This window comes from Pseudomonas sp. FP2338 (genome assembly GCF_030687515.1).
GTDB classification, from domain to species: Bacteria; Pseudomonadota; Gammaproteobacteria; order Pseudomonadales; family Pseudomonadaceae; genus Aquipseudomonas; species Aquipseudomonas salomonii.
The window spans coordinates 5289622-5315503 of record NZ_CP117436.1 but is presented as its reverse complement, the minus strand read 5'-3'; the positions used below and the strand labels follow the sequence as shown (position 1 = coordinate 5315503).

At 60.1% G+C, this 25882-nt stretch carries 23 protein-coding genes; 17 read left to right on the top strand and 6 right to left on the bottom strand.

Features of this window, described 5'->3' with window-relative positions:
- Positions 1-7 precede the first annotated feature (7 nt).
- Together folM and PSH96_RS24050 are read right to left on the bottom strand one after the other, a co-directional pair.
- Complete coding sequence (folM, locus tag PSH96_RS24055; RefSeq protein ID WP_305455586.1) at positions 8-718, bottom strand: dihydromonapterin reductase; 711 nt, start codon at positions 716-718, stop codon at positions 8-10.
- A 57-nt stretch (positions 719-775) separates the two neighbouring features.
- Positions 776-1333 (bottom strand): antibiotic biosynthesis monooxygenase, encoded by a 558-nt coding sequence (locus tag PSH96_RS24050; protein WP_305455584.1) that lies wholly within the window; start codon positions 1331-1333, stop codon positions 776-778.
- A 211-nt stretch (positions 1334-1544) separates the two neighbouring features.
- Here PSH96_RS24050 and PSH96_RS24045 point away from each other — a divergent pair, with 211 nt between their 5' ends.
- Positions 1545-2504: a MerR family transcriptional regulator gene (locus PSH96_RS24045; RefSeq protein WP_370694313.1), complete on the top strand. Its 960-nt coding sequence runs from the start codon at positions 1545-1547 to the stop codon at positions 2502-2504.
- 2 nt (positions 2505-2506) lie between these two features.
- On the opposite strand, the gene PSH96_RS24040 is transcribed toward PSH96_RS24045, so the two are convergent.
- Entirely contained in the window at positions 2507-3112 is a 606-nt protein-coding gene (locus PSH96_RS24040; protein WP_305455582.1) for a hypothetical protein, read from the bottom strand.
- A gap of 58 nt (positions 3113-3170) precedes the next feature.
- Positions 3171-3638: a PAS domain-containing protein gene (locus tag PSH96_RS24035; protein ID WP_305455579.1), complete on the bottom strand. Its 468-nt coding sequence runs from the start codon at positions 3636-3638 to the stop codon at positions 3171-3173.
- Positions 3639-3766: 128 nt separating this feature from the next.
- On the opposite strand from PSH96_RS24035, the gene PSH96_RS24030 reads away from it, so the two are divergent.
- The 7 genes from PSH96_RS24030 (at position 3767) to PSH96_RS24000 (ending at position 13652) form a co-directional block, all read left to right on the top strand.
- On the top strand, positions 3767-4222 hold the full coding sequence (locus PSH96_RS24030; protein WP_305455577.1) for a flavodoxin: 456 nt from the start codon (positions 3767-3769) through the stop codon (positions 4220-4222).
- 278 nt (positions 4223-4500) lie between these two features.
- The gene (locus PSH96_RS24025) at positions 4501-5283 is read left to right on the top strand and encodes a class II aldolase/adducin family protein (protein ID WP_017135082.1); all 783 of its coding nucleotides are present in this window, start codon (positions 4501-4503) and stop codon (positions 5281-5283) included.
- A complete protein-coding gene (locus PSH96_RS24020; RefSeq protein WP_305455575.1) occupies positions 5283-6185 on the top strand; it encodes an alpha/beta fold hydrolase in 903 nt (300 codons plus the stop codon). The genes PSH96_RS24025 and PSH96_RS24020 overlap by 1 nt, the downstream gene beginning before the upstream one ends.
- A gap of 173 nt (positions 6186-6358) precedes the next feature.
- Positions 6359-7270: an SDR family oxidoreductase gene (locus PSH96_RS24015; RefSeq protein ID WP_305455573.1), complete on the top strand. Its 912-nt coding sequence runs from the start codon at positions 6359-6361 to the stop codon at positions 7268-7270.
- 482 nt (positions 7271-7752) lie between these two features.
- On the top strand, positions 7753-9543 hold the full coding sequence (locus tag PSH96_RS24010) for a DUF1302 domain-containing protein (protein WP_056858327.1): 1791 nt from the start codon (positions 7753-7755) through the stop codon (positions 9541-9543).
- A 26-nt stretch (positions 9544-9569) separates the two neighbouring features.
- Positions 9570-10928 carry a DUF1329 domain-containing protein gene (locus PSH96_RS24005; RefSeq protein ID WP_056858326.1) on the top strand — a complete coding sequence of 453 codons (1359 nt, stop codon included), beginning with the start codon at positions 9570-9572 and terminating at the stop codon, positions 10926-10928.
- 228 nt (positions 10929-11156) lie between these two features.
- Entirely contained in the window at positions 11157-13652 is a 2496-nt protein-coding gene (locus tag PSH96_RS24000) for a LuxR C-terminal-related transcriptional regulator (protein WP_305455570.1), read from the top strand.
- Here PSH96_RS24000 and PSH96_RS23995 read toward each other — a convergent pair.
- On the bottom strand, positions 13649-14524 hold the full coding sequence (locus PSH96_RS23995; protein WP_305455568.1) for a helix-turn-helix domain-containing protein: 876 nt from the start codon (positions 14522-14524) through the stop codon (positions 13649-13651). The genes PSH96_RS24000 and PSH96_RS23995 overlap by 4 nt on opposite strands.
- Positions 14525-14661: 137 nt before the next feature.
- Here PSH96_RS23995 and PSH96_RS23990 point away from each other — a divergent pair, with 137 nt between their 5' ends.
- Entirely contained in the window at positions 14662-15564 is a 903-nt protein-coding gene (locus PSH96_RS23990; RefSeq protein ID WP_305455566.1) for a DMT family transporter, read from the top strand.
- A 104-nt stretch (positions 15565-15668) separates the two neighbouring features.
- Here the strand turns inward: PSH96_RS23990 and norR are convergent, their stop codons facing one another.
- Entirely contained in the window at positions 15669-17213 is a 1545-nt protein-coding gene (gene norR, locus PSH96_RS23985) for a nitric oxide reductase transcriptional regulator NorR (RefSeq protein ID WP_305455564.1), read from the bottom strand.
- A gap of 147 nt (positions 17214-17360) precedes the next feature.
- Here norR and hmpA point away from each other — a divergent pair, with 147 nt between their 5' ends.
- The 8 genes from hmpA to queC all read left to right on the top strand — a co-directional run bounded on the left by hmpA (position 17361) and on the right by queC (position 25777).
- The gene (gene hmpA, locus PSH96_RS23980) at positions 17361-18542 is read left to right on the top strand and encodes an NO-inducible flavohemoprotein (protein ID WP_305455562.1); all 1182 of its coding nucleotides are present in this window, start codon (positions 17361-17363) and stop codon (positions 18540-18542) included.
- Positions 18543-18842: 300 nt separating this feature from the next.
- Positions 18843-19349, top strand: coding sequence for a disulfide bond formation protein B (locus PSH96_RS23975; protein ID WP_305455559.1), 507 nt, complete (start codon positions 18843-18845; stop codon positions 19347-19349).
- Positions 19350-20141: 792 nt separating this feature from the next.
- Positions 20142-21083, top strand: a complete 942-nt coding sequence (cyoA, locus tag PSH96_RS23970; RefSeq protein WP_026013527.1) for a ubiquinol oxidase subunit II — start codon at positions 20142-20144, stop codon at positions 21081-21083.
- Positions 21084-21086: 3 nt separating this feature from the next.
- Positions 21087-23105 (top strand): cytochrome o ubiquinol oxidase subunit I, encoded by a 2019-nt coding sequence (gene cyoB, locus PSH96_RS23965; RefSeq protein ID WP_017135070.1) that lies wholly within the window; start codon positions 21087-21089, stop codon positions 23103-23105.
- A gap of 3 nt (positions 23106-23108) precedes the next feature.
- A complete protein-coding gene (locus PSH96_RS23960; RefSeq protein ID WP_010206435.1) occupies positions 23109-23735 on the top strand; it encodes a cytochrome o ubiquinol oxidase subunit III in 627 nt (208 codons plus the stop codon).
- Entirely contained in the window at positions 23735-24076 is a 342-nt protein-coding gene (gene cyoD, locus PSH96_RS23955; RefSeq protein WP_010206434.1) for a cytochrome o ubiquinol oxidase subunit IV, read from the top strand. The genes PSH96_RS23960 and cyoD overlap by 1 nt, the downstream gene beginning before the upstream one ends.
- Positions 24077-24087: 11 nt before the next feature.
- On the top strand, positions 24088-24975 hold the full coding sequence (cyoE, locus tag PSH96_RS23950; RefSeq protein WP_017135069.1) for a heme o synthase: 888 nt from the start codon (positions 24088-24090) through the stop codon (positions 24973-24975).
- A gap of 103 nt (positions 24976-25078) precedes the next feature.
- Positions 25079-25777, top strand: coding sequence for a 7-cyano-7-deazaguanine synthase QueC (gene queC, locus PSH96_RS23945; protein WP_305455553.1), 699 nt, complete (start codon positions 25079-25081; stop codon positions 25775-25777).
- Positions 25778-25882: the final 105 nt, after the last annotated feature.

Sequence of the window (25882 nt, the reverse complement as noted above, 5' to 3'; positions counted from 1 at the left end):
AAACGGCTTACTTGATATGCCGCCCGCCGTTGACGGTCAGGGTGGTTCCGGTGACATACGGGTTGTCCAGCAGGTAACGCACACTCTGGTAGATCACATCAGGCCCAGGCTCGATGCCCAGCGCCGACTTGGCCAGCACCTTGGTTCGGTACGCCGCATCGTCGCCCGCGTTGAACATCACCATCGCCGGCGCGATGCCGTTAACCTTTATCAGCGGCGCGAACTGCGCGGCAAACGACAGTGTAAGGCTGTCGAGGCCGGCCTTGGTGGCGCAGTAGGCGATGTGCTGGCGGCTGCCCTTGCGCACCACGTCATCGCTGATATGCACGATATCGGCCGGTGTCGAGCGTTGCAGCAAAGGTGAACAATGCAGGTTGATCAGGTACGGCGCAAGCATGTGCACGCTGAACATATCGGTGAAGGCGCGGGTTTCGTCGCCGGGCGTTTCCGCAACCCACGCCGACGCGTTGTGAATGATCGCACGCAGGCTGTCGGTATGGGTTTTCAGCTCGGCGATAAAGGCCAGAATCCCGGCCTCAGTGGAGAAGTCGGCAAACACGCCGAGCGCACCACGCTCACGCAAGGCCTCAACGCCCGGGCGTTGGCTGCGGTAGCTGAAAATCACCGCGTGGCCTTCGTCCAGCAGGCGCTCGGCGCAATACAAGCCGACACGCTGGCCGGCACCGGTGATCAGGATCGGGGCGTTGGTTACCGTCATGGGAGGCTCGAGTCGCTGGCAGGCTGAAACTATACCAGCGACCGGCCGCCCCTGTACTCACGCAGCGGCTTCGGTAGCCTTGGGCGTGGGCGTTGGATGCAACCAACTTGCGAGCAGATGGGTCGAGAGCGGAATAAAGAAGTAAACCATCAACGGCGTGAGTGCCAGGGTACTGACCAGCACACGCGGGAACATGTCCAGCTCGCTGAGCAGCGGCCCCAGGCCTGCGTTGAACAACAGCGACACCGGGAAAAATGCCAGCCAGATCGCCACCGCCTGTTTCCAGCGCGGTGGTCGTGCGCCCACGGCACCGAACCAGCCGTCGATGCCACTGACGCGATGCTCGGACGGGTCGGCAAACAGTTCGCTGCCACGGCTTAGCCAGGCACTGCGCGAGGCGGAGAACTCCCAGGCATGCAGGGTTTTTTCATCGGCGAAGCGGAAGATGATCTGAAACTCATCATCATTGGGCGGTGGCGCAAGCACGCCGGAACCCAGGTAGCCGGGGAAGTCAGTGGCCAATTGCTCGCCTTCGCGCAGCCAGGCCATCAATTCTTCATAGCGCCCTTTGGCCACGCGGCGCGCAACCATCAAGGTGACGGGAGAGGTAGACATTGTGTATCTCCAAGTAATCAAGTGCGCTGAGCCGGGTAGGCGGCGCACACAGGTGGCGACCGGGTAAGGTCATCACCAAAAAACAAGCAAGGATTATTCCTGTTTTCAAGAAATACACCAGTGGCATTGGTCTGACAGGCCAGCCCTTGAAAAGGACAAGTTTAAAAGCGTTAAATGGGATCCACATTTAGATGGATGTTTCCGACCTCTGATGCCTGAAATAACTGCTCAAACTCGCGAAATGGCCCAGGCTCACATCGCTGACCCGGACGAGCTGTACCCGATTCGTGATGTCTCGAGAATGACAGGTGTCAACCCGGTCACCCTGCGTGCCTGGGAGCGTCGTTATGGCCTGATCCAGCCAACACGCACCGAAAGCGGGCATCGGCTCTATTCCAGTGCCGATATTGTGACCGTCAATCGCATTCTCGATTGGATTGAGCGTGGCGTGGCCGTCAGCAAGGTCGGCAAGATCCTCGCACGCGACGATCTACAGGCTGTGGCGCTTCATGCCGAGGGCAATGGTGTCGACGAACATGAGTGGTCGCAGTGGCGGGCGCGGTTGCTGCACGCGGTCAGCGCCTTTGACGAGCGTCAGTTGGAGAGCCTTTACGGCCAGGTTTTTGCGACCTACCCACTGAGCGTGGCATTCCAGGGCATCTTTATGCCGCTGTGGGGTGACCTGCTGCGCCACCAGGGCCGTTTCGGCCAGGCCAGTGAATGGCTTTTTTACGACACCTTCCTGCGCATGCATACCTTTGAGCGCTTAAGACTTGCGAGCAGCTCTCTGGCGCCGCGGGTGTTGCTGGCGGCCATGCCGGGCGAGTGCCGTAAATTGGAACTGCTGGTGGCGGCGCTGATGCTCAGCCACGAGAACACGCCGGTGAAAGTGCTGGGCATGGGCCAGCCGTTTGATGAACTGACACTGGTGTGTGAAAAGATCCGTCCCCAGGCGCTGGTGATTTTCTCCAACCATGCGCACAACCATGAACTGGCAGCGCGCCTGAGTCGCCTGGCGCTGACCCTGGATTGCCCGCTGTTGCTGGCCGGGGCCGCTGCGGACCTGGCCGAGCAGGACCTGGCCGGCTCGCCCATCGGCTGCCTGGGCAGTGAAGGACGCCAGATGCAGAGCCGCTTGCAGCAGTTTCTCGCAGGTAGCCTGGATACCTGATTTCAGGCGTGTACGTGCGGATGGACCAACCGGTGCTGATGCAGAATGAACTGGCGTAGCCGTTCGATCTCATCCGCGTCACTCTGGCTCAAGCGATAAGCGAACAGGCCGCGCGCGGTTTCCCGTTCCAGCGTGCCGCGCAAGGCAATACGCTCGTAGCCGGACGGGCTGAACCACAGGGAAAAAGTTTTCGGCGGTTTGACCCGCCCGCGAATCTCCACCAGCACACCCTTGAATGACACTTCATGCACCCATAGCGCGGCAGGGTTGCCCCGGACGTTTTCCAACGCCACGGGTGCTTCAAGGGCCAGGCGCCATGGGCGGATCATCGGCCCGTCTTCAAAAATGCTCGGCACGCCCAGGCGCAGATGCACCGCATGAAACTCGTCTTCCACCAGGTGCAGCGGGAAGGTCAGTTGCTGGTTATCGAACTGCGCCTGGATGGTGACATTGTCGTGCGCGGCCAGCCGCGTGAGCAAATCGCGAATCTGCGCACCGCCATTTACTGTCAGGCTCGACCAGGCATCCCGCAGGTTGAGCTGCGGGTTGTGCTGCATGTCCTGGATAAAATCCAGCTCGTCCTGCGTCAATAGAGCGTCGCGGTGCATTGATGTAGCTCAAGGAGGAGGCATTAAAAAGCCATTATCGCCCTAACGGCCGCATTTTTTACACTTTGTTATTTCCGCTCGTCGTCTTCAGCGCTGCCAGCTCATCTTTAAGCTCGGCCACTTGCGCTTCCAGCTGGGCGACGCGTTGCTGCGCTTGCACCTGAGCCGTGACGTCTTTTTGCACACCGACAAAATACGTTTGCTTGTCGGCCTCGTTGTAAACCGTGGAAAGCGACAGCTCGTTCCAGAAGTGCGTACCGTCCTTGCGGTAGTTGCGCAGTATTTCCCGGCAGGCACCCCCGCTGTCGAGGGCTTCACGAATGGCCATCAGAGCAGGTTGGTCACGGTCACCCGCCTGCAGGAATCGGCAGTCCTGATACAGGATCTCGTCCAGGGTGTAACCGGTCATGCGCTCGAACGCCGGGTTCACGTAGATCAGCGGCTTTTCCTGGCCCTCACGTTCGGCGACGACGATCCCGTCGTTAGAAGCGTTGATCACCAGTTGCATCAGTTTGGCGTTGATCATTGAGTGGTCCATGGCGCGTTTTAGAGTCTGAATTTTATGGCAACTTTTGAATGTTGCACGGTGTGCGCTGAAATAGTTGCGTCAGCTGCTAATATCCCACGCTTTCGCTCAACCACAGGATCAGATTGATGAAAGTCGCCATCCTTTCCGGCTCGGTCTACGGCACGGCTGAAGAAGTCGCCCGCCACGCCGCCGGTATCCTCAATGCGGCCGGTTTTGAAGCCTGGCACAACCCACGCTCCACCTTGGCCGACGTGCAGGCCTTTGCCCCCGAGGCGTTCCTGGCGGTCACATCGACCACCGGCATGGGCGAACTGCCGGATAACCTGCAACCGCTGTACTCGACCATTCGCGACCAACTGCCAGCCGCCTGGCGCGGCCTGCCCGGTGCGGTGATCGGCCTGGGCGACGCCAGCTATGGCGACACGTTCTGCGGTGGCGGCGAGCAAATGCGCGAACTGTTCGGTGAGCTGGGCGTGCGCGAAGTGCTGCCGATGCTGCGCCTGGACGCCAGCGAAAGCGTGACCCCCGAAGCCGACGCCGAGCCTTGGCTGGCCGAATTGGTCACTGCGCTGCGCGCTTGACCGGGAATTCACGCAGCCAGGCGCCGTCATGCCAGATAAAGGCAATGCCCCCAGGGCAAGCGGATGCCGGTGTCCAAGCTCGTGCTCACGGGCTTGCTCAACCTGTTTGCCGTGCCTTTATTGGCGGCACTTCTCTGACACCACTTGTACTATTCTCATGACTGACTCGCTCAGTCATCAAGCTGGCTGCCAAGGCAACTCCTTGCGTCACGGCGTCTGACTAGACTGGCCCCTCATCCAGAAAAATAATAAGAACGCGAACCAAGGAGGTTGTTGCCGTGAGCCTAGCCCCTGTTCTATCGCCGCAGAATGTCAAAGACCAGGTCAGCGCTGCCGAATGGCAGACCCGCGTCGACCTGGCGGCTTGCTATCGCCTGGTGGCGCTGCATGGCTGGGATGACCTGATCTTCACGCATATTTCCGCCAAGGTGCCGGGCACCGATGACTTCCTGATCAACCCTTATGGCTTGATGTTCCATGAGATAACGGCGTCGAGCCTGGTCAAGGTCGATCAGGCCGGCAACAAGCTGATGGACAGCCCCTACGAGATCAACCCCGCCGGCTACACCATCCACAGTGCCATCCATGAAGTGCGCCACGACGTGGTCTGTGTGCTGCATACCCACACCGCCGCGGGCGTTGCGGTGTCGGCGCAGAAGCAGGGCGTGCTGCCGATCAGCCAGCAATCCACCTTTGTCTTGTCCAGCCTGGCCTATCACGCCTATGAAGGCGTGGCGCTCAACCCTGAAGAAAAAGCCCGCTTGCAGGCAGACCTGGGCGACAACAATTTCCTCATGCTGCACAACCACGGCCTGTTGACCTGCGCCGGCTCGATCGCCGACACGTTTTTAATGATGTTCACCTTCCAGCGCGCGTGCGACATCCAGGTGCTGGCGCAAAACGGCGGCGCCGAATTGATTGCCATCGAGCCGCAGATTCTGGCGGGGGCCAAGGCGATGGTGGCAGTTGTCACAAAGAGCGCCCAAGGTATGGGCGGTGCACTGGCGTGGCCGGCGCTGTTGCGTAAATTGGACCTGCAAGATCCCGGGTATAAAAGCTGATGCCACTCGCCGAGATACCGCTCAGAGCCTGGCGCAAACGTAGTCAGGAATTTCTCTTTCGCGGCCACGTGATCCGTTACTGGGTGGCGGGGCAGGGCGAGCCGTTGCTGTTGATTCATGGCTTTCCCACCGCCAGTTGGGACTGGCATTACCTGTGGCAGCCCCTGGCCCAGCGCAACTTGGTGATCGCCTGCGACATGCTCGGGTTTGGCGATTCGGCCAAGCCGCTGAACCACGATTACTGCCTGCTGGAGCAGGCGGACCTGCAACAGGCGCTGCTTGAACACCTGCGCGTCGAGCGGCCGGTGCATGTGTTGGCCCACGACTATGGCGACAGCGTGGCCCAGGAATTACTGGCGCGCCACTACGACGGCCGCTTTCGGATGGCCAGCTGCGTGTTTCTCAATGGCGGGCTGTTTCCCGAGACCCATCGCCCGGCGCTGGTGCAGAAACTCTTGCTCAGCCCACTCGGCTGGATGATCGGCCGCGCTTTTGGGCGCAATGCCTTGTCGAACAGTTTCAGCCAGATTTTCGGCCCGAACACGCGGCCCAGTGAAAGTGCACTGGATGACTTCTGGAGCCTGATCGACTGCAATGATGGCCCGCGCATCCTGCATAAGCTGATTGCTTACATTCCCCAGCGCCGGCGTCTGCGTGAACGTTGGGTGGCGGCGATGCAACGCGATGAGGTGCCGCTGCGGGTGATCGACGGCGAGGTCGATCCCATTTCCGGCGCGCATATGGTGGAGCGTTATCACCAGTTGGTGCCCAATGCCGACGCGGTGTCGCTGGCCAATATCGGCCATTACCCGCAGATCGAAGCGCCGGTGCTGGTGCTCAAGCATTATTTGGCGTTTCGTGAACGCATCGGGCAGCCGGCACCGCGATTGGCTTACTCCTGAGGCCAATCCGGGGCTGCTGCGCAGCCCAGCGGGAGCAAGCTCCCTCACCACAACAGCGATTTAATCATCCCCCTGCCTTATTGAGCACCATTCAGCCTCGGCCGTATTTATTGTGACCAAAGGCTGCCTGCGTGACACTCAGCCCATTGCCATTGTCGCCAACGGAGTTCGGTATGAGTGAGTCAGTGCAGTTTCAGGATAAGGTCGTGATCGTCACCGGTGCCGGCGGCGGGTTGGGCCGTGCCCATGCGCTGCTGTTTGCCAGGCACGGGGCCAAAGTGCTGGTCAACGACCTCGGCGGTTCGGCCCAGGGCGAAGGCGCGAATGCCTCGGCCGCCGACCGTGTAGTGGCTGAGATCCGTGAGGCCGGCGGTATTGCCGAGGCCAACCATGATTCCGTAACCGATGGCGACAGGATCGTCCAGCACGCCCTTGACGTGTTCGGCCGTGTCGATGTGGTGGTCAACAACGCCGGCATTTTGCGCGACAAGACCTTCCACAAAATGGACGACAGTGACTGGGACCTGGTGTACCGCGTGCATGTCGAAGGCGCCTATAAAGTGACCCGCGCCGCCTGGCCGCACATGCGCGAGCAGGGTTATGGCCGCGTGATCTTTACCGCGTCCACTTCGGGCATCTATGGCAACTTCGGCCAGTCCAACTACGGCATGGCCAAGCTGGGTCTCTATGGTTTGACCCGCACCCTGGCGCTGGAAGGGCGCAAGAACAACATCCTGGTCAACGCCATCGCCCCCACCGGCGCCACGCGCATGACCGAAGGCCTGATCCCGCCGCAGGTGTTCGAGCGCCTCAAGCCGGAGCTGGTCAGCCCGTTGGTGGTGTACCTGGGCAGCGAGGCGTGCCAGGACACCTCGGGCTTGTTTGAAGTCGGCGGCGGCTGGATCGGCAAGACCCGCTGGGAACGCAGCCTGGGCGTGGGGTTTGATCCTGAGGCCGGCTTCTCACCCGAAGATGTGGCCGCGCACTGGGCGCAGATCTGCGACTTCGAAGGCGCCGCGCACCCCAAGGACAACATCGAAGCGTTGAAAGAGATGATGGCCAATTTACAGAAGTTCAGCCTCTGATCGTTGCTTGAACACCGTTGAATGCCAGGGGGCGCTAAAAGCGCCCCATTTTATTTTTGGCATAAAAAAGGCCGCTGCAAACGCAGCGGCCGAAGTAAGACGTTGGATCAAGGAGCGACAAATCAACGTCAGTGAACAGCGGTAATAGATTGAAACATTAGGCCAATCTATTGGAATCAGACTTTTCCTGGATTTACCCAAGCGGGCCATTTGCCCTGACAGTGCGTTAAGAATAGTCGGTTGTAACAAGATGAGTAATAGCAGTTCAGGACAAGGACTGTTGCAATTTCAGTAATGATCGCCTGCTCGCTATCCATCCTCCTGATAATCCCCCATCTGCCTGATCCATGGTGGCGCGCAAACCCCGGCCAGAGCGCCTGTTCATCCTTTCGAGCGACACCACGAATACCCCTTTGGTGCGCTTATCGCTCCCGATGGGCGGCAGTAGGGTGGGGCCTTCTGTCACTCACCGGGGAAGACGCATGACAAAAACAACAATGCGCGCCATCTTCACGCCACAGGCGCTGGCCACGGCGGTTGCGCTGGGCTGTTGCGCCCAGGCACAGGCTGTTTCATTCAACATCGGCGAGATCGAAGGGCAATTCGATTCCTCGCTGTCGGTCGGCGCCAGTTGGGGCATGCGCGATGCCGACAAGAAGCTGGTGGGCATTCCCAACGGCGGCACGGGGCAGGCGTCCACCGGTGATGACGGGCGGCTGAACTTCAAGAAAGGCGAGACCTTCTCCAAGATCTTCAAGGGCATTCACGACCTGGAGCTCAAGTACGGCGACAGCGGCATCTTTGTGCGCGGCAAGTACTGGTACGACTTCGAACTGCAGGACGAAAACCGCGAGTTCAAGCAAATCAGCAACAACCACCGCGACGAAGGCGCGCGCTCGTCCGGCTACGAGCTGCTGGATGCCTTCGTGTACCACAACTATTCCATCGGCGATTTGCCGGGCGCCGTACGGGTCGGCAAACAGGTGGTGAGCTGGGGCGAAAGTACGTTTATCGGTAACTCGATCAACAGCATCAACCCCATCGACGTCTCGGCGTTTCGCCGTCCTGGCGCCGAGATCAAGGAAGGCCTGATTCCGGTCAACATGCTGTTCGCGTCCCAAAGCCTCACCAACCAGCTGTCGGTAGAAGGTTTCTACCAGCTCAACTGGGAAAACACCGTGGTGGATAACTGCGGCACCTTCTTCGGTAACGACGTGGTGGCCCACGGCTGCAACGGCAACTACACGGTCGGCAGCCCGGCGATTGCGCCGTTGCAACCGGTGGCCGCAGCGTTCGGCCAGGGCTTCCAGGTGACCCGCGAAGGCGTGGTGGTTCAGCGCGCCAACGACCGCGAAGCGCGCGATGGCGGCCAATTCGGCGCGGCCTTGCGCTGGCTCGGCGATGACACTGAGTACGGCCTCTACTTCATGAACTACCACAGCCGCACGCCCACCGTGGGCACGATCACCGCCAACACCAACCTGGCCACCATCGGCCGCATCGTCAGCACTGCCAACGCCATCGCGCCCGGCAGTGGCTCGGGCCTGGCCCAGAGCACCATGCTCGGGCGTGGCCAGTATTACCTCGATTACCCGGAAGACATCCGCCTGTACGGCGCCAGCTTTTCCACCACCTTGCCCACCGGCACGGCCTGGACCGGCGAAATCAGCTACCGGCCGAATGCGCCGGTGCAACTCAACACTACCGACCTGACCCTGGCGCTGGTCAACCCGATTGCCGGCCAAACCGCCTCGCCGATCCGCAGTTCGTTCGGCTCGGACAACTCAGGCTACCGCCGCAAGGAAATCACCCAGATCCAGAGCACCATGACCCAATTCTTCGACCAGGTGCTGGGTGCCGAACGCCTGACGCTGGTGGGCGAGGCGGCCTTTGTGCACGTCGGCGGGCTGGAAGCCAAGACCAAACTGCGTTATGGCCGCGATTCGGTGTATGGCGCCTATGGTTTCGGCGGCGACACCGACGGCTTCGTCACCGCCAACTCCTGGGGCTACCGCGCCCGCGCGATCCTCGACTACAACAACGTGTTCGCCGGGGTGAACCTCAAGCCCAACCTGTCCTGGTCCCATGACGTCAGCGGCTACGGCCCCAACGGCATTTTCAACGAAGGCGCCAAGGCGATCAGCGTCGGCGTGGATGCGGACTACCGCAACACCTACACCGCGAGCCTGAGCTACACCGACTTTTTTGGCGGTGACTACAACACCCTCACCGACCGCGACTTTATCGCCCTCAGCTTCGGCGTGAACTTCTGACTTGGTTTAAGGAAGGACAACAACCTATGCGTAAGCTATTTGCAGTGATGGCCCTGAGTGTACTGGCCGCCCACGTCATGGCCGCCGTCTCGCCCGAAGAGGCCGCCAAGCTCGGCACGACCCTGACGCCGGTCGGCGCCGAAAAAGCCGGCAACGCCGACGGCTCGATCCCGGCCTGGACCGGCGGCATCCCGAAAAATGCCGGCGCGGTGGACAGCAAAGGCTTTCTGGCCGACCCGTTCGCCAATGAAAAACCGCTGTTCGTGATCACCGCCGCCACGGTCGACAAGTACAAAGACAAGCTTTCCGACGGCCAGGTGGCGATGTTCAAGCGTTACCCCGAGACCTACAAGATCCCGGTGTACCCGAGCCATCGCACGGTCAACCTGCCGCCGGATATCTACGAGTCGATCAAGCGCAGCGCGCTGAACGTGCACGCGATCAACGACGGTAACGGCCTGGAAAACTTCACCGGCAACCGCTACTACGCGTTCCCGATCCCGAAAAATGGCGTGGAAGTGCTGTGGAACCACATCACCCGTTACCACGGCGGCAACCTCAAGCGCATCATCACCCAGGCTACTCCGCAAACGAATGGCAGCTACACGCCGATCCGATTCGAAGAAGAAGTGGCGGTGCCGCAAGCCATCCCGGACATCGACGCGGCCAAGGCGGCCAACGTGCTGAGCTTCTTCAAGCAATCGGTGACGGCGCCCGCACGCCTGGCGGGCAACGTGCTGTTGGTGCACGAAACCCTCGACCAAGTGAAGGAGCCACGCCTGGCCTGGATCTACAACGCCGGCCAACGCCGCGTGCGCCGCGCACCGCAAGTCTCGTATGACGGCCCGGGCACCGCCTCCGACGGCCTGCGCACCACCGACAACTTCGACATGTTCTCCGGCGCGCCCGACCGCTACGACTGGAAACTGGTCGGCAAAAAAGAGATGTACATCCCCTACAACAGCTACAAGCTTGATTCGCCGACCCTCAAGTACGACGACATCATCAAGGCCGGGCACATCAACCAGGACCTCACCCGCTACGAGCTGCACCGCGTGTGGGAAGTGGTCGGCACCGTCAAGCCAAGCGAGCGGCACATCTACGCCAAGCGCCACATGTACATTGACGAAGACAGCTGGCAGGTCGCACTGGTGGATCACTACGACGGGCGTGGCCAACTGTGGCGCGTTGCTGAAGGCCATGCGCAGTTCTACTACGACCACCAGGTGCCGGCCTACACCGTGGAAACCCTGTACGACATCATTGCCGGGCGCTACATCGCGCTCGGCATGAAGAATGAGGAAAAGCACAGTTTCGTGTTCGGCTTCGCGGCCAAGGCGGCGGATTACACGCCAGCGGCGTTGCGGTCCGAGGGCGTTCGCTGACTCAGATTAAAATATGGGAGCGAGCTTGTGTGGGAGCTGGCTTGCCTGCGATAGCATCACCTCGGTATGTCTATGAGACCGAGGTGTCTGCATCGCAGGCAAGCCAGCTCCCACATTTAGTTTTACGCATGGCTTTCAATCACCCCGCTGAATACTTCTTCAACAACCGCCAGCCACAGGACTAGGGTGGCGTCAGGTTGCATAACAATAAAAACGCAGGATGCAGCAATGACTGCCATGACCCGCTGCCTGGACCGTCCCGGATTCATGCCACGGCTGTCCGCCCATCACCTGTTACGCCCGCAATTGACCGAGCCGTTGCTCGCAGCAACCGTGAGGGTGAAGTTGCTGTGCGCGCCGGGCGGCAGTGGCAAAAGCGCGCTATTGGCCGAGTGTGCCTTGCAGGCGCCCAAGGGTTGCCAGGTTTATTGGCTGCCACTCAATGGCGCGGCCTTGAGCCCCGATGAGTTGTGCCGACGCTTGGCGCACAACCTGGGCCTGACATTTGTCGATGAAGCCACCTTGTTGCTCGACCTCAGCCGCTGGCAGGCCACGGCGTGGTTGTTCCTGGATGATTACTGCCGCCTGCCCGCGCCCGAGCTGGATGCTTTGCTCGACCGCCTGCTCAGTGTCGCCAGCCCGGCGCTGACCTGGTGGCTGGGGGCGCGGCGGCGGCCCGCGTGCAACTGGCCGCGGCTGTTGCTCGACGATGAACTGTTGACGTGCAGTGAGCTGAACTTCAGCCCGGCGCAGGTCCAGCAATTGCTCGGCCCCGAGCAAAGCCTCGACAGCGTGATGCAGTTCAGCGGCGGCTGGTGCGCCGGGGTGCGTATCGCCTTGTTGGGTGATGGTCACCCGGACAAGACCTTGCTCGACTACCTGCAACACGAACTGCTGCGCACCTTGCCGGTGGAGTTGGCTGAGGCCTGGCGGGTATTGGCGCACCTGCCGCGTTTCAACTCGAGCCTGTGCGAGCACCTGTTCGGCGCTGGCGACGGTGACCACTACCTGCGCGAATTGCAGGCATTGGGCGCCTTCATCCAGCCTTGGGAAGACACTGCCGATTGGTTGCAGGTGTTTGCGCCGCTCGCACGCTTGCTGCGCGATGAACCCTGGCCGGCCAAGCGCGCCTGGCATCGACGCGCTTGCCAATGGTTTACCACCGAGTGCGATTGGCAAGCTGCGTTTGAACAGGCCTTGCTGGCCGAAGCGTTTGAGGTGGCGGTGAGCCTGTTGCAACACTTCAGTTTTGAAGACCTGTTCCGTCAGCAGAATGCGCAACTGCTGCTGCGTTTGCATGAGCAGCATGGCGATGAATTGATGCTTGGCTCGGCGCAACTGGTGGGGCTGGTGACGGCCGCACTACTGTTCGCCGGGCGCTTTGAGCAAGCGGGTGTGTGCATCGACCAGTTGGCCCGGTTTGCACCGCAGCCGACGGCGGCGAAACAGCGGCACTTATTGGCGCGCTGGCAGGCGCAATGGGGCTGGTTGTTGCACCTCAATGGCGATGCCGAGCGCTCCCGCGAACATTTTCTGGAGGCTTTGCAAGCGTTGCCCGACAGCGCCTGGACTTCCCGGCTGATGTGCCTGTCGGGCCTGACCCAGCAAGCCTTGCTGCGCGGTGAGCTGGACGTCAGCCAAGCCTTGAACCGCGAAGCGCTGTGCCTGGCGCGTGCCCATGGTTCATTGGTGCTGGAGGCATTGCTGGAGCTGGATCACGCCCAGTTGTTGGAGCAGCGCGGCGCACCGTATCGGGCGCAAAGCCTGCTGGAAAATGTGCAGGCGATGCTGGCGTGCCAGCGCCTCAAGGCCGGGCCACTGGTAGGACGCATCGCCCTGCGGCGCGGGCATCTGGCGCTGCGCCAAGGCCAGGACACGCTCGCCGGTGAATGTTTCGAGACCGGTTTGAGCCTGTGCCTGCACAGCCAGGACAAGCGCGTGCTCTACGGGTTTCTCGGCCTGGCGTTGCTGGCGGCCAACCATGGCGATTATGCCCAGGCGTTTGCCCAACTGCGCGAAGCGGAGCGCTTGATGCAACAGCGCCATGTGCCGGACTCGGTATACCGCGCGGTGCTGCTGTTGGTCAGTGGGCACTTCTGGTTGCAGCAGGGCCGTGCGGAACTGACTGTGGAGGCAGTACGCCGGGTGCTGCGCCACTTCCGTGGGCCACAGGCCCGGCAGGCACCGCCGGCTACGCTTGAGCTGATTCCACGGCTGGAGTACCTGCTGGTGTTGGCCGAAGTGAAGCTGGGTGTGGCCGTTCAGCCCATCGTGCGTCTGTATGCCTTACTCGACACCACCCAGCAACGCGGCATGCTCTGCCTGGAAACCGAACTGCACTTGGTGTTGGGCGAAGTGGCCTGGCAGTTGGGCGACTCGGCCGTGGCCCGGCGCGCCTTGCAAACCGGGTTGGAACTGGCGCAGCGCTGCCAGGTGCAGCAGGCGATTCGCGAGCTGCGTTTGCGTGCGCCGGGGCTATTGAGTGAGCTGGGCCTGGAAACCCCTGCGGCGCCCAGCGGTGTGGTGGAAAACCCGCTGAGCCAACGCGAACTGGAAGTGCTGCAGTTGATCGCCCAAGGCAACTCCAACCTGGAAATCGCCGACCGGCTGTTTATCTCGCTGCACACCGTCAAGACCCACGCTCGGCGCATCCACAGCAAGCTTGGCGTTGAGCGCCGCACCCAAGCGGTGGCCAAGGCCAAGACATTGGGCTTGATGGTCTAGGCGCAGAACGCCTGGCGGTATTCCCCGGGCGTGGCGCCCATGGCCTGGCGAAAACGGTGGGTAAAGTGGCTGGCGCTGGAGAAGCCACACCGCCAGGCAATTTCGCCAAGGGGCAGGGCGCCGCCACGCAACAGGGCTTGCGCACGCGCCAGACGACGCGCCAGCAGGTACTGGTGGGGCGGCAGGCCGAAGCTTTGGCGGAACATCCGCGCAAAGTGGTATTCCGACAGCGCGCACATGCCGGCCAGTTGCCCGAGGCTGATCGGATCTTCCAAGTGGTGGTCGATAAATTCCACCAACAGCCGCCGCTGATGCGCCGCCAACCCACCTTTCAAACGCAGGCCATTGCGTGCGCCGACTTGGCTGAGCAAGGTGTGGCTGAGCATCTCGTGGGCCAGGCTGCTGGTCAGCAGGCGCTCGGCGGGCTCCTGCCAGTTGAGGGCGATCAACTGGTGAAAGCGCTGGGCCTGGCTGGCGTCTTCGAGGAAGGTGCTTTCGCGCAATTGCAATTCACGCGGCTCGCGGTCAAGCAGCGTGACGCAGCCGAGGGCAAATTGCTCCGGGCTGAAATACACATGGGCCAGGCGAATCTCGCCGTTGATCACCCAGGCCGACTGGTGCTCGGCGGGCAGGATGCAGAGTTTATCCGGGCCGCCCTTGGTACCTGGCTGGTCGCGCCGAAACGTGCCGGTGCCACCGCCGATGTAGCAGGACAAGGTGTGATGGGTCGGCGCCTGGTAATCCTGCGAATCGTGATGGTTGCTCCACAAGGCCGCAGACAAGCCGTCACCGAGCTCGGCGCAGGCTTCCAGGCGTGCGTTGGGCGAGCGGTTAAGGGCTTGAAAGACTTGCAGGGATTCCAGATCTGGCATGGTTGTGCTCTCCGACGCTTTGCATCCTACTCCCGCCGGCGATGGCTGTGATCCCTGCGCCCGACAAAAGCGCAAGAATGTGCAAGAGCGCCGGCTGGCCGGCAAGGGACACTGTGGCTCAACCGACGGAGCCCGCTATGAACCTTTTCCTGTATTTACTCACCGTGCTGATCTGGGGCACCACCTGGATCGCCCTCAAGTGGCAATTGGGTGTGGTGGCGATTCCCGTGTCGATCGTCTACCGCTTTGGTTTGGCGGCGCTGGTGCTGTTTGCGCTGTTGCTGCTCAGCCGCAAGTTGCAGGTAATGAACCGGCGCGGGCATTTGATCTGCCTGGCACAGGGGCTGTGCCTGTTCTGCGTCAACTTCATGTGCTTCCTGACCGCCAGCCAATGGATCCCGAGCGGTCTGGTGGCAGTCGTGTTTTCCACCGCCACGTTGTGGAACGCCCTCAATGCCCGGGTGTTTTTTGGCCAACGCGTAGCGCGCAACGTGTTGATGGGCGGCGCGCTGGGGTTGCTGGGGCTGGGCTTTCTGTTCTGGCCGGAACTGGCAGGGCATACCGCCAGCCCGCAGACCTTGCTCGGCCTGGGCTTGGCGTTGCTGGGGACCCTGTGTTTCTCGGCGGGCAATCTGTTGTCGAGCCTGCAACAGAAGGCCGGGCTCAAGCCGCTGACCACCAATGCGTGGGGCATGGCCTATGGCGCCGCGATGCTGGCGACTTACTGTGCGGTACGCGGCATTCCCTTCGACATGGACTGGAGTGCGCGGTATATCGGCGCTTTGTGGTACCTGGTGATTCCGGGGTCGGTGATCGGCTTTACCGCCTACCTCACCCTGGTTGGGCGCATGGGGCCGGAACGGGCGGCGTATTGCACGGTGCTGTTTCCCGTGGTGGCGTTGAACGTGTCGGCGTTTGCCGAGGGTTACCAGTGGACCGCCCCGGCGCTGATGGGGTTGGTGCTGGTGATGTTGGGGAATGTGTTGGTGTTCAGAAAGCCTCGGCCGGTTCAGCCAGTCTTAAAGGCGAAGGCAATCTGAAGGCTATCTGATGTGGGAGCTGGCTTGCCTGCGATGGCGGTGGATCAGTCAAAGTTGAGTTAGCTGACCCACCGCCATCGCAGGCAAGCCAGCTCCCACATGTCCTATTTCATTCCAAGGCGCTTGGCCATGCGGCCAAGGTTGGCGCGGTCCAGGCCGAGTTCGCGGGCGGCGCTGGCCCAGTTGTGCTGGTGGCGCTCCAGGCAGGCGCTGATGATTTGGCGCTGGTATTGCTCGGTGGCCTGGCGCAGGTCGCCGTTTACGGCCAGCGGCGCTTGCAGCGGTGCTTCGATAGCCGGCGCACTGACGTCCGGAAGGTCCAGGTCCTGGGCGCTCAGGCTCAGAATCTTCGGCCGCTCGCGGCAGTTACCCAGAGCTTTGAGTGCACTGCGCCCGATCAAATGTTCCAGCTCCCGCACATTGCCCGGCCAGTTGTAGGCCAGCAGCGCAGCCTGGGCGTCGCTGGTCAGGCGCAGGCTGCCCAGGCCCATACGTGAGCGGTTCTGCTCCAGAAAGTAGCCCGCCAGCAGCAACACATCCCGCCCGCGCTCGCGCAGCGCCGGCACCTGCAGCGGGTACACGCTCAGGCGGTGGTAGAAGTCGGCGCGGTAGCGGCCATTGCGCACTTCTTCGGCGAGGTCGCGGTTGGTGGCGGCGATCAGGCGCACATCCACCTGGTGTTCCTTGTCCGAGCCGAGGCGTTGCAACTGGCCGCTTTGCAGCACGCGCAGTAATTTGGCCTGCACGGTCAGCGACAACTCGCCCACTTCATCCAGGAATAGGGTGCCGCCATTGGCCAGTTCGAACTTGCCACGGCGTTCATTCAGCGCGCCGGTAAAGGCGCCGCGCACATGGCCGAACAGTTCGCTTTCCACCAGCGTTTCCGGCAGCGCGGCGCAGTTGAGGCTGATCAGCGGCTTGTCCGCACGCGGGGAGGCGGCGTGGATAGCTTGGGCGACCAGCTCCTTGCCGACCCCGGTTTCGCCGGTAATCAGCACGGTCAGGTCGCTGCCGCCCACCAGCTTGATCTCCTCGACCAGACGCTTGTGCGCCTTGCTCTGGCCGATCATTTCCTTGTGCTGCTGGCCGCTGGCCTGGCGGTAGATCTCGGCGCGCTGATGTTCGTCTTCGGCGCGCAATGCCAGGCGCTCGATGCGTTCGGCGACATTGACGGTGGCCGCCGCCAGGCTGGCAAAGGCTTGCAAGGCATCCAGCTCGACGCGTTCGAAACGTTCGGTGTCCAGCGCATCGAGGGTCAGCAGGCCCCAGGGCTGGTCGTCGATAAACAGCGGGCAGCCCATGCAGTCGTGGACTTCCAGGTGCCCGTGCAGGCCATCGACCAAACCGTCGTAGGGGTCGGGCAGTTCGCTGTCGCTGTCAAAGCGGGTAGGGCCGGCGCTGCTCAGCAACACTGCAAAACGCGGGTGTTCGCTGACCTTGAAGCGCCGGCCAAGGGTGTCGGTGCTCAAACCATCCACTGCCAGCGGCACCAGCCACTCACCGTCCAGGCGTAACAACGCGGCGGCATCGCACGGCAACAGCGCGCGCATGGCTTGCAGCAGGCGTCGATAGCGCTCGCCCTCGGGCAGCTCGCGGGACAGGTCGGCGACCAGGGGCAGCAGGGTGGTGAGCAGCGATTGTGCAGTCATAATGACTCCTTGTAGTCCTTATGACTATAAGGCGTAGGCAGTCATATTGACTACGCTATATTTAAGTCATTGAAAAATAACGATTAATAAGTTGGCACGAATACTGAGTAGGTCTGGGTAATCAGTAAAGAGACCCAGGAGTCTGCCATGCTTAGTGCCCAAGACCGTGCCATCATCAAATCCACTGTGCCTCTGCTGGAAAGCGGCGGCGAAGCGCTGATCACGCATTTTTACCGCATGATGCTCAGCGAATACCCAGAAGTTCGCCCGCTGTTTAATCAAGCCCACCAGGCCAGCGGCGATCAGCCCCGCGCCCTGGCCAATGGCGTGCTGATGTATGCGCGGCATATTGATCAACTCGACCAACTGGGTGATCTGGTCGCCAAGATCATCAACAAGCATGTGGCCTTGCAGATTCTGCCGGAACACTACCCGATTGTGGGCGCGTGCCTGCTGCGGGCCATCTCTGAAGTGCTCGGCAGCGAGATCGCCACGCCTGAGGTGATGAGTGCCTGGGGCGCGGCCTACGGCCAATTGGCCGACATCCTGATCGGCGCTGAAGCCGCGATCTACGATGAAAAAGCCCAGGCGCCGGGGGGCTGGCGCGGTGCGCGGCCATTCCTGTTGGTCAAGCGTGTGGAGGAGAGCGACGAAATCATCTCCTTCTACTTTGCGCCCGTGGATAACGGCCCGATCCTGCAAGCCGCGCCGGGCCAGTACATCGGCATGAAGCTGCTGCTGGACGGCGAAGAAGTGCGCCGCAACTATTCTCTGTCGGCCTTGAGCGATGCCGGCCTGTACCGCATCAGCGTCAAACGCGAGGCCGGTGGGCGGGTGTCCAACTACCTGCATGACCAGATGCACGTCGGTGCAACCATCGACCTGTTCCCGCCGTCGGGTGAGTTCACCCTCGCGGACAGCGATAAACCGCTGGTGCTGATCAGTGGCGGGGTAGGCATTACCCCGACATTGCCCATGCTTGAAGCGGCCCTGGCAACCGAGCGCCCGGTGCACTTTATCCACTGTGCCCGCAACGGCGGCGTGCATGCGTTCCGTGATTGGGTCGATGCCCTGGCGGCCAGGCACCCGCAGCTCAAGCGTTTTTATTGCTATGCCGAGGACGATGGCGTGAGCCCGGCGGCGGACAAGGTGGGGCTGTTGAACCAGGAGCAATTGGCGGCGTGGCTGCCCGAGGAGCGTGACCTGGATGCCTACTTCCTGGGGCCTAAAGGCTTTATGGCGGCGATCAAACGTCATCTGAAGGCGCTGGGTGTACCGGAGCAGCAGGCGCGGTACGAGTTCTTTGGCCCGGCGGCGGCGCTGGAATAAGTATATCTACCCTGTGGCGAGGGAGCTTGCTCCCGCTGGACCGGGCTGGAGCTCCAGAGCGCAGCGCTCCCAAGAATTTTGGGGCCGCTTCGCAGCCCAGCGGGAACAAGCTCCCTCGCCACAACAAGCCCGGCTCCCACATTGGAATGCGATTCCCTGTGGGAGCCGGGCTTGCCCGCGATGGCGTCCACTCAGCCACAACATTTATCCCGATTAATCCGCAGTTAACCCCTCTCTGTTTTAACCATGCTCTGTGTGTAAACTTGCCGGCATTGGCACAACGACAAAGGGAAAATGGGGATGAGTGACGAATTGCGTTTAGGCAGGGAGCGGCGTTTTCTGGTGTTGCTGGGCATCATCTGCCTGGCGCTGATCGGCGGTGCGCTGTACATGCAAGTGGTGTTGGGCGAGGCGCCGTGCCCGCTGTGTATCCTGCAGCGCTACGCTTTGCTGTTGATTGCGATCTTTGCCTTCATCGGCGCCGCCATACGCCGCAAAGGTGCGGTCACTTTGTTTGAAGGGCTGGTAGTACTCAGTGCCCTGGGCGGCGTCGCAGTCGCAGGCCACCACGTCTACACCCAGCTCTTCCCGGAGGTCAGTTGCGGCGTCGATGTGTTGCAGCCGATTGTCGATGAACTGCCACTGGCCAAGGTGTTCCCACTGGGCTTCCAGGTCGACGGCTTCTGCAGCACGCCGTATCCGCCCATCCTTGGCTTGTCGCTGGCGCAATGGGCGCTGGTGGCGTTCGTGCTGACGGTGATCCTGGTGCCGCTGGGCATCTATCGCAATCGCCAACGCCAGGCTTGAGCCCGTTTCCCAAAACGCCCCGGTCTTCCTTGAAGGAAGTCCGGGGCGTTTTTGGTTGTAGGGATTTGTGAAAGGGCCGTGACGAGGGGCAACAATAGGTGCGCGCAGCGTGCGACATGTTGTCACACGGACGTTTTCGCAGGACGTTTCTGACCCATCAAACCGCCGCCTGAATTTGCACCCGAAGGCTAAATTGTGCTGTCAGTTCATCGTTTGGGCGATGCCGCGAATGTCATGCGGTCCGAGCCGTGGGTGATGTCCGAATGCCTTGGTTTATGGGGGCTTGGATCAGTTTTGCAAGCCCTTACAGGGTGTAAGGGAAGTGGCGTTATGCCCAATAACACGGCAATTTTTGTGGTTTTTGTTGAGAATCGAACACGATAAGATCGCGAACCTTTGCAGGTTTAGTGAAGGATTGTTGCTGTAATCGATAAAAATTATTTCTTTATAAGACATGGTTTATACATCGCTAGCTAACTACAATCGCCCGCACTGAATGTCCGGTGCTGTTCAATATTTGAGCACCGGAGCGGTCGAGGGGCAGATGGACGGCTCTGTGCGACCCCAAGGTTCCGGCAGCCTTTCAACTATCCGCACCAAATGGAATTGGTCTGTAACAAGGCCTTTAACCACGAAATCGAATAAGAACTCACCGCAGGTCCGTGAAACGTACAGTTATGGCGTGACGGGCAGGCTCTTATTCAATCGAAGAGAAATGCCAACCCTTGGCAGGGTGAAGTGTTGGCGATCAAAACCCAACTGCATTGCGCAAGCTGCTTTAGAGGTCGTGAGATGAGTAAAAACAGGTACCCCCGATTACTAGGCTTTTTGCCGCTGATTGGCATGCTGTTAATGCTGGGAGGCTGCAAGTGGACCTTGATGGACCCAAAAGGACAGATCGGTCTGGATCAACGAAACCTGATCATCACCGCTACCCTGCTGATGCTGCTGGTCGTGGTCCCTGTGATCATCATGACCTTCGCCTTCGCCTGGAAATACCGCGCGTCGAACACCAGCGCTACCTACGCGCCCAAGTGGTCGCACTCCACCAAGATCGAAATCGCGGTGTGGCTGGTGCCGGTCCTCATCATCATCGCCCTGGGTTACATCACCTATAAGTCGACCCACGAGCTGGACCCTTACCGTCCGCTGGAATCCAACGTCAAGCCGATCAACATCGAAGTGGTCGCGCTGGACTGGAAGTGGCTGTTCATCTACCCGGACCTGGGTATCGCCACGGTCAACGAGATCCAGTTCCCTGAGAACACTCCGCTTAATTTCCGGATCACCTCCGATGCCGTGATGAACTCGTTCTTCATCCCTGCGCTGGGCGGCCAGATTTACGCGATGGCGGGCATGCAGACTCGCCTGCACCTGATCGCCAACGAAAAAGCTGAAATGGAAGGCATCTCCGCGAACTACAGCGGCGCTGGCTTCACCGGCATGAAATTCAAAGCGATCTCGACGAGCCAGGAAGACTTCAACGCCTGGGTAGCCGCAGTCAAGGCCGCACCTAAACAGCTTGATCAAGCTGAATACGACGCCCTGACCAAACCAAGCCAGAACAACCCAGTCGCTCTGTACTCCGCGTTTGAGCCGGACCTGTTTCAGAAAATCGTCGACAAGTACGAAGGTATGAAGCCAGGCAAGCCGGTCAAGCACGAGAAGAAAGAAGTGGCCGTGGTTGAAGGTTCTGACACGGGCTCGCATTCAACTGCTGGGGCAGAGGAGTAAACGATGTTTGGTAAATTAAGTTGGGATGCGGTCCCGTTCCACGAGCCGATCGTAATGGTGACCATCGCCATGATCGCGCTGGGTGGTCTGGCACTGTTTGCTGCAATCACGTATTTCAAGAAATGGACCTACCTGTGGACCGAGTGGCTGACGTCTGTCGACCACAAGAAAATCGGTGTCATGTACGTCATCGTTGCCATGGTCATGCTGCTGCGTGGTTTTGCCGACGCCATCATGATGCGTACCCAGTTGGCCATGGCCACCGAGGGTTCGCCGGGCTATCTGCCGCCTGAACACTATGACCAGATCTTCACCGCTCACGGTGTGATCATGATCATCTTCATGGCGATGCCATTCTTCACCGGCTTGATGAACCTTGCCTTGCCGCTGCAGATCGGTGCGCGTGACGTTGCCTACCCGTTCCTGAACTCCCTGAGCTTCTGGCTGCTGGTTTCCGGCGTGGTGTTGATCAACCTGTCCCTGGGCGTCGGCGAATTCGCCAAGACCGGTTGGGTTGCGTATCCGCCATTGTCGGGCATTCAGTACAGTCCGGGCGTGGGTGTGGACTACTACATCTGGGCGCTACAGTTATCAGGACTCGGGACGACGCTGACGGGGGTCAACTTCTTGGCCACCGTCCTGAAAATGCGCGCCCCTGGCATGAAACTGATGGACATGCCGATCTTCACCTGGACCTGCACCTGGGCAAACGTCCTGATCGTGGCTTCGTTCCCGATCCTGGCCGCTACCATGGCGCTGCTGTCGCTTGACCGTTACCTGGATTTCCACATTTTCACCAATGAACTTGGTGGCAATCCAATGATGTACGTGAACCTGTTCTGGGCATGGGGTCACCCTGAGGTGTACATCCTGATCCTGCCAGCGTTCGGTATCTTCTCTGAAGTGATCTCGACCTTTACCGGCAAGCGCCTGTTCGGTCACCATTCGATGGTTTACGCATCGGGCGCAATTTCCGTACTGGGCTTCATGGTGTGGCTGCACCACTTCTTCACCATGGGCTCGGGGGCCAGCGTCAACGCCTTCTTCGGCCTGGCGACGATGCTGATTTCGATCCCGACGGGGGTGAAGCTATTTAACTGGCTATTCACCATCTACCACGGCCGTCTGCGTATCACCAGCCAGGTTCTGTGGACCCTGGGCTTCATGGTGACCTTCGCCATCGGCGGCATGACCGGCGTACTGCTGGCCATCCCGGGTGCTGACTTCGTACTGCACAACAGCCTGTTCGTGATCGCGCACTTCCACAACGTGATTATCGGTGGTGCTGTATTCGGGTACATCGCTGGTTTCAGCTTCTACTTCCCGAAAGCGTTCGGCTTCAAGCTGCACGAAGGTTGGGGCAAGGCTGCATTCTGGTTCTGGATTTCGGGCTTCTTCGTCGCGTTCATGCCGCTCTACGCGCTGGGCTTCATGGGCATGACCCGTCGTCTGAACGCCACTACCAACCCTGAGTGGGTGCCGTACCTGTACGTCGCCATGTTCGGTGCGTTGATGATTGCTGCCGGTATCGCCTGCCAGCTGATTCAACTGTACGTGAGCATCCGTGACCGTAAGCAGAACGCTTGCGACTCCGGTGACCCATGGAATGGCCACACCCTGGAATGGTCGACTTCGTCGCCACCACCGTTCTACAACTTCGCCGTGATTCCTACTGCGAACACCATTGATGCGTTCACCGAAGCCAAGGAAGACGGTACTGCGTACCAGCGTCCTAAGCACTACGAGCCGATCCACATGCCGAACAACACCGCCACTGGCGTGGTGATGGGCGCGCTGTTGACCGTGTTCGGTTTCGCGATGATCTGGCACATCTGGTGGCTGGCAATCGTGGGCCTGGTAGGCACTATCGGTTACTTCATCATTCACGCTGCCCGTGATGATCAAGGCTACATGGTGCCGGTCGAGACGATCGAACGCATCGAAGCCGAGCAACACGCTCGCCTGGTAGCCGAGAAGAAAATCCCGGCCAACCGTGTAGAAACCTCGTTGGAACAGGCTTAAACCATGTCGAACTTAGTGACCAATGCTGGACACGCCCATGTCGATGACCATGGGCACGATGACCATCACCACGACTCGGGGCCAATGACCGTATTCGGTTTCTGGCTCTACCTGATGACCGACTGCATCTTGTTTGCGTCGATCTTCGCGGTGTACGCGGTACTGGTAAACAACGTAGCGGGTGGCCCGTCGGGCCACGACATCTTCGAACTGCCTTACGTGCTCGGCGAAACCGCCTTGCTGTTGTTCAGTTCGATCACCTACGGCTTCGCCATGTTGGCCTTCTACAAGGGCAACAAGAAAGGCGTACTGAGCTGGTTGGCACTGACCTTCCTGTTCGGTCTGGGCTTCATCGGCATGGAGATCAACGAGTTCCACCTGCTGATCTCCGAAGGCTACGGCCCGCACCGTTCCGGCTTCCTGTCCGCGTTCTTCACGCTGGTAGGCACCCACGGTCTGCACGTAACTGCCGGCCTGCTGTGGATGGCGGTGATGATGTATCAGGTCAATAAGCACGGCCTGACCAACACCAACAAGACTCGCCTGAGCTGCCTGAGCCTGTTCTGGCACTTCCTGGACGTGGTCTGGATCTGCGTATTCACCGTCGTTTACTTGATGGGGACTCTGTAATGGCTAATGCACACTCCCATGACCATGACAGCCATGATGCGAGCCACGGCAGCGTAAAGTCTTACGCTATCGGCTTCATCCTGTCGGTCATCCTGACCCTGATCCCGTTCGGCCTGGTGATGTACCCAACCTTGCCGAAGTCGATCACCTTGATGATCGTCCTGGCGTTCGCGGTGATTCAGGTTCTGGTTCACCTGGTGTACTTCCTGCACCTGGATCGCTCGAAAGAGCAGCGCGATAACGTGATTGCGTTCGTGTTCGCAGGTCTTGTGATCCTGCTGCTGGTTGGCCTGTCGATATGGATCATGTTCAGCATCCATACGTTCATGATGGCGAAGTGAGGTAAGACCCGATGTCGCTTAAGCACTTTATCCAAATCACCAAACCGGGGATCATTTTCGGTAACGTGCTTTCTGTGGCAGGCGGTTTCTTCCTGGCCTCCAAGGGGCATGTCGATCTGGCCATCTTCTTGGCTGCGATGATCGGCACGTCCCTGGTGGTAGCTTCCGGTTGTGTGTTCAACAACTGCATCGACCGTGACATCGACTTGAAGATGGAACGCACCAAGAATCGTGTGCTGGTGCAGGGCCTTATCTCCCTGAAACTGGCACTGATCTATGCGACCGTCCTGGGTGTTGCCGGTGTGGCCCTGTTGTACAAGGTGGCCAACCCGTTGGCGGCGCTGTTTGCCGTGATCGGTTTTGTCATCTACGTCGGCCTTTACAGCCTGTACCTCAAGCGCAAGTCGGTTCACGGCACGCTGGTGGGCAGTCTGTCGGGGGCGATGCCGCCGGTGATTGGTTATGTGGCTGTGACCAATAGCTTCGACATGGCTGCGCTGGTGCTGCTGGTGATGTTCAGCCTGTGGCAGATGCCGCACTCCTATGCCATCGCGATCTTCCGCTTCAATGACTACCTGGCTGCGTCGATTCCGGTTCTGCCGGTTAAGCGTGGCATTCAGGTGGCCAAGAAACACATTTTGCTCTACATCCTGGCCTTCCTCGTGGCGACCTTGATGTTGACCTTCAGTGGCTACGCCGGCATGAGCTACCTCGCCGTCGCCGCCGCCATGGGCATGTACTGGTTGTACATGGCCTGGACCGGCTACAAGGCGGTGGATGACACCGTCTGGGCGCGCAAGCTGTTCGTGTTCTCGATCTTCACCATCACCGCGCTGAGCGTGATGATGTCCCTGGATTTCCAAGTGCCGAAAGAGCTGTTGCTGACCTACGCACACTGAGTCATCGAGCAACAAAAAGCCCCGCCTTCGCAAGAAGCGCGGGGTTTTTTATGGCGTGGCCTTTAAACTATTCCCACATTCTACAAATGCAGGAAGCAACGTGATGACGAAAAAAGCCGTGATGGTATTCAGTGGCGGGCAGGACTCGACCACCTGCCTGATCCAGGCGCTGGGGCAGTATGACGAAGTGCACTGCATTACCTTCGATTATGGCCAGCGCCATGTCGCCGAAGTTGAAGTCGCGCAGAAGCTGGCCAAGCAGTTGGGCGCTACCGTTCACAAAGTGATGGACGTGTCCCTGCTCAACGAACTGGCGATCAGCAGCCTGACCCGCGACAACATTCCCGTGCCGACCGTGAACAGCTCGGGCGAAAGCCTGCCGAGTACTTTTGTACCGGGGCGCAATATCCTGTTTCTGACCCTGGCGGCGATCTACGCCTATCAGGTCAAAGCTGAAAGCGTGATTACCGGTGTGTGCGAAACCGACTTCTCGGGTTACCCCGATTGCCGCGATGACTTTGTCAAAGCGCTGAACACGGCGCTCCAACTGGGCATGGACTATAAGCTGCGCCTGGACACGCCGTTGATGTGGCTGAACAAGGCTGAAACCTGGGCGCTGGCTGATTACCACCAGCAACTGGAGCTGGTTCAGCACCAGACCCTGACCTGCTACAACGGCATCATCGGCACCGGCTGCGGTAATTGTGATGCGTGCAACCTGCGGGCGCGTGGCTTGAATGAGTATTTGCAGGACAAGGCGGGTGTGATGAGCAGCCTGAAGCAGAAGTTGCAGTTGAGCTAGTTGTAGGAGTCATACTCGGTCAACTGTGGGAGCTGGCTTGCCTGCGATAGCATCAACTGAATGTCACTGACATACCGAGTTGTCTGCATCGCAGGCAAGCCAGCT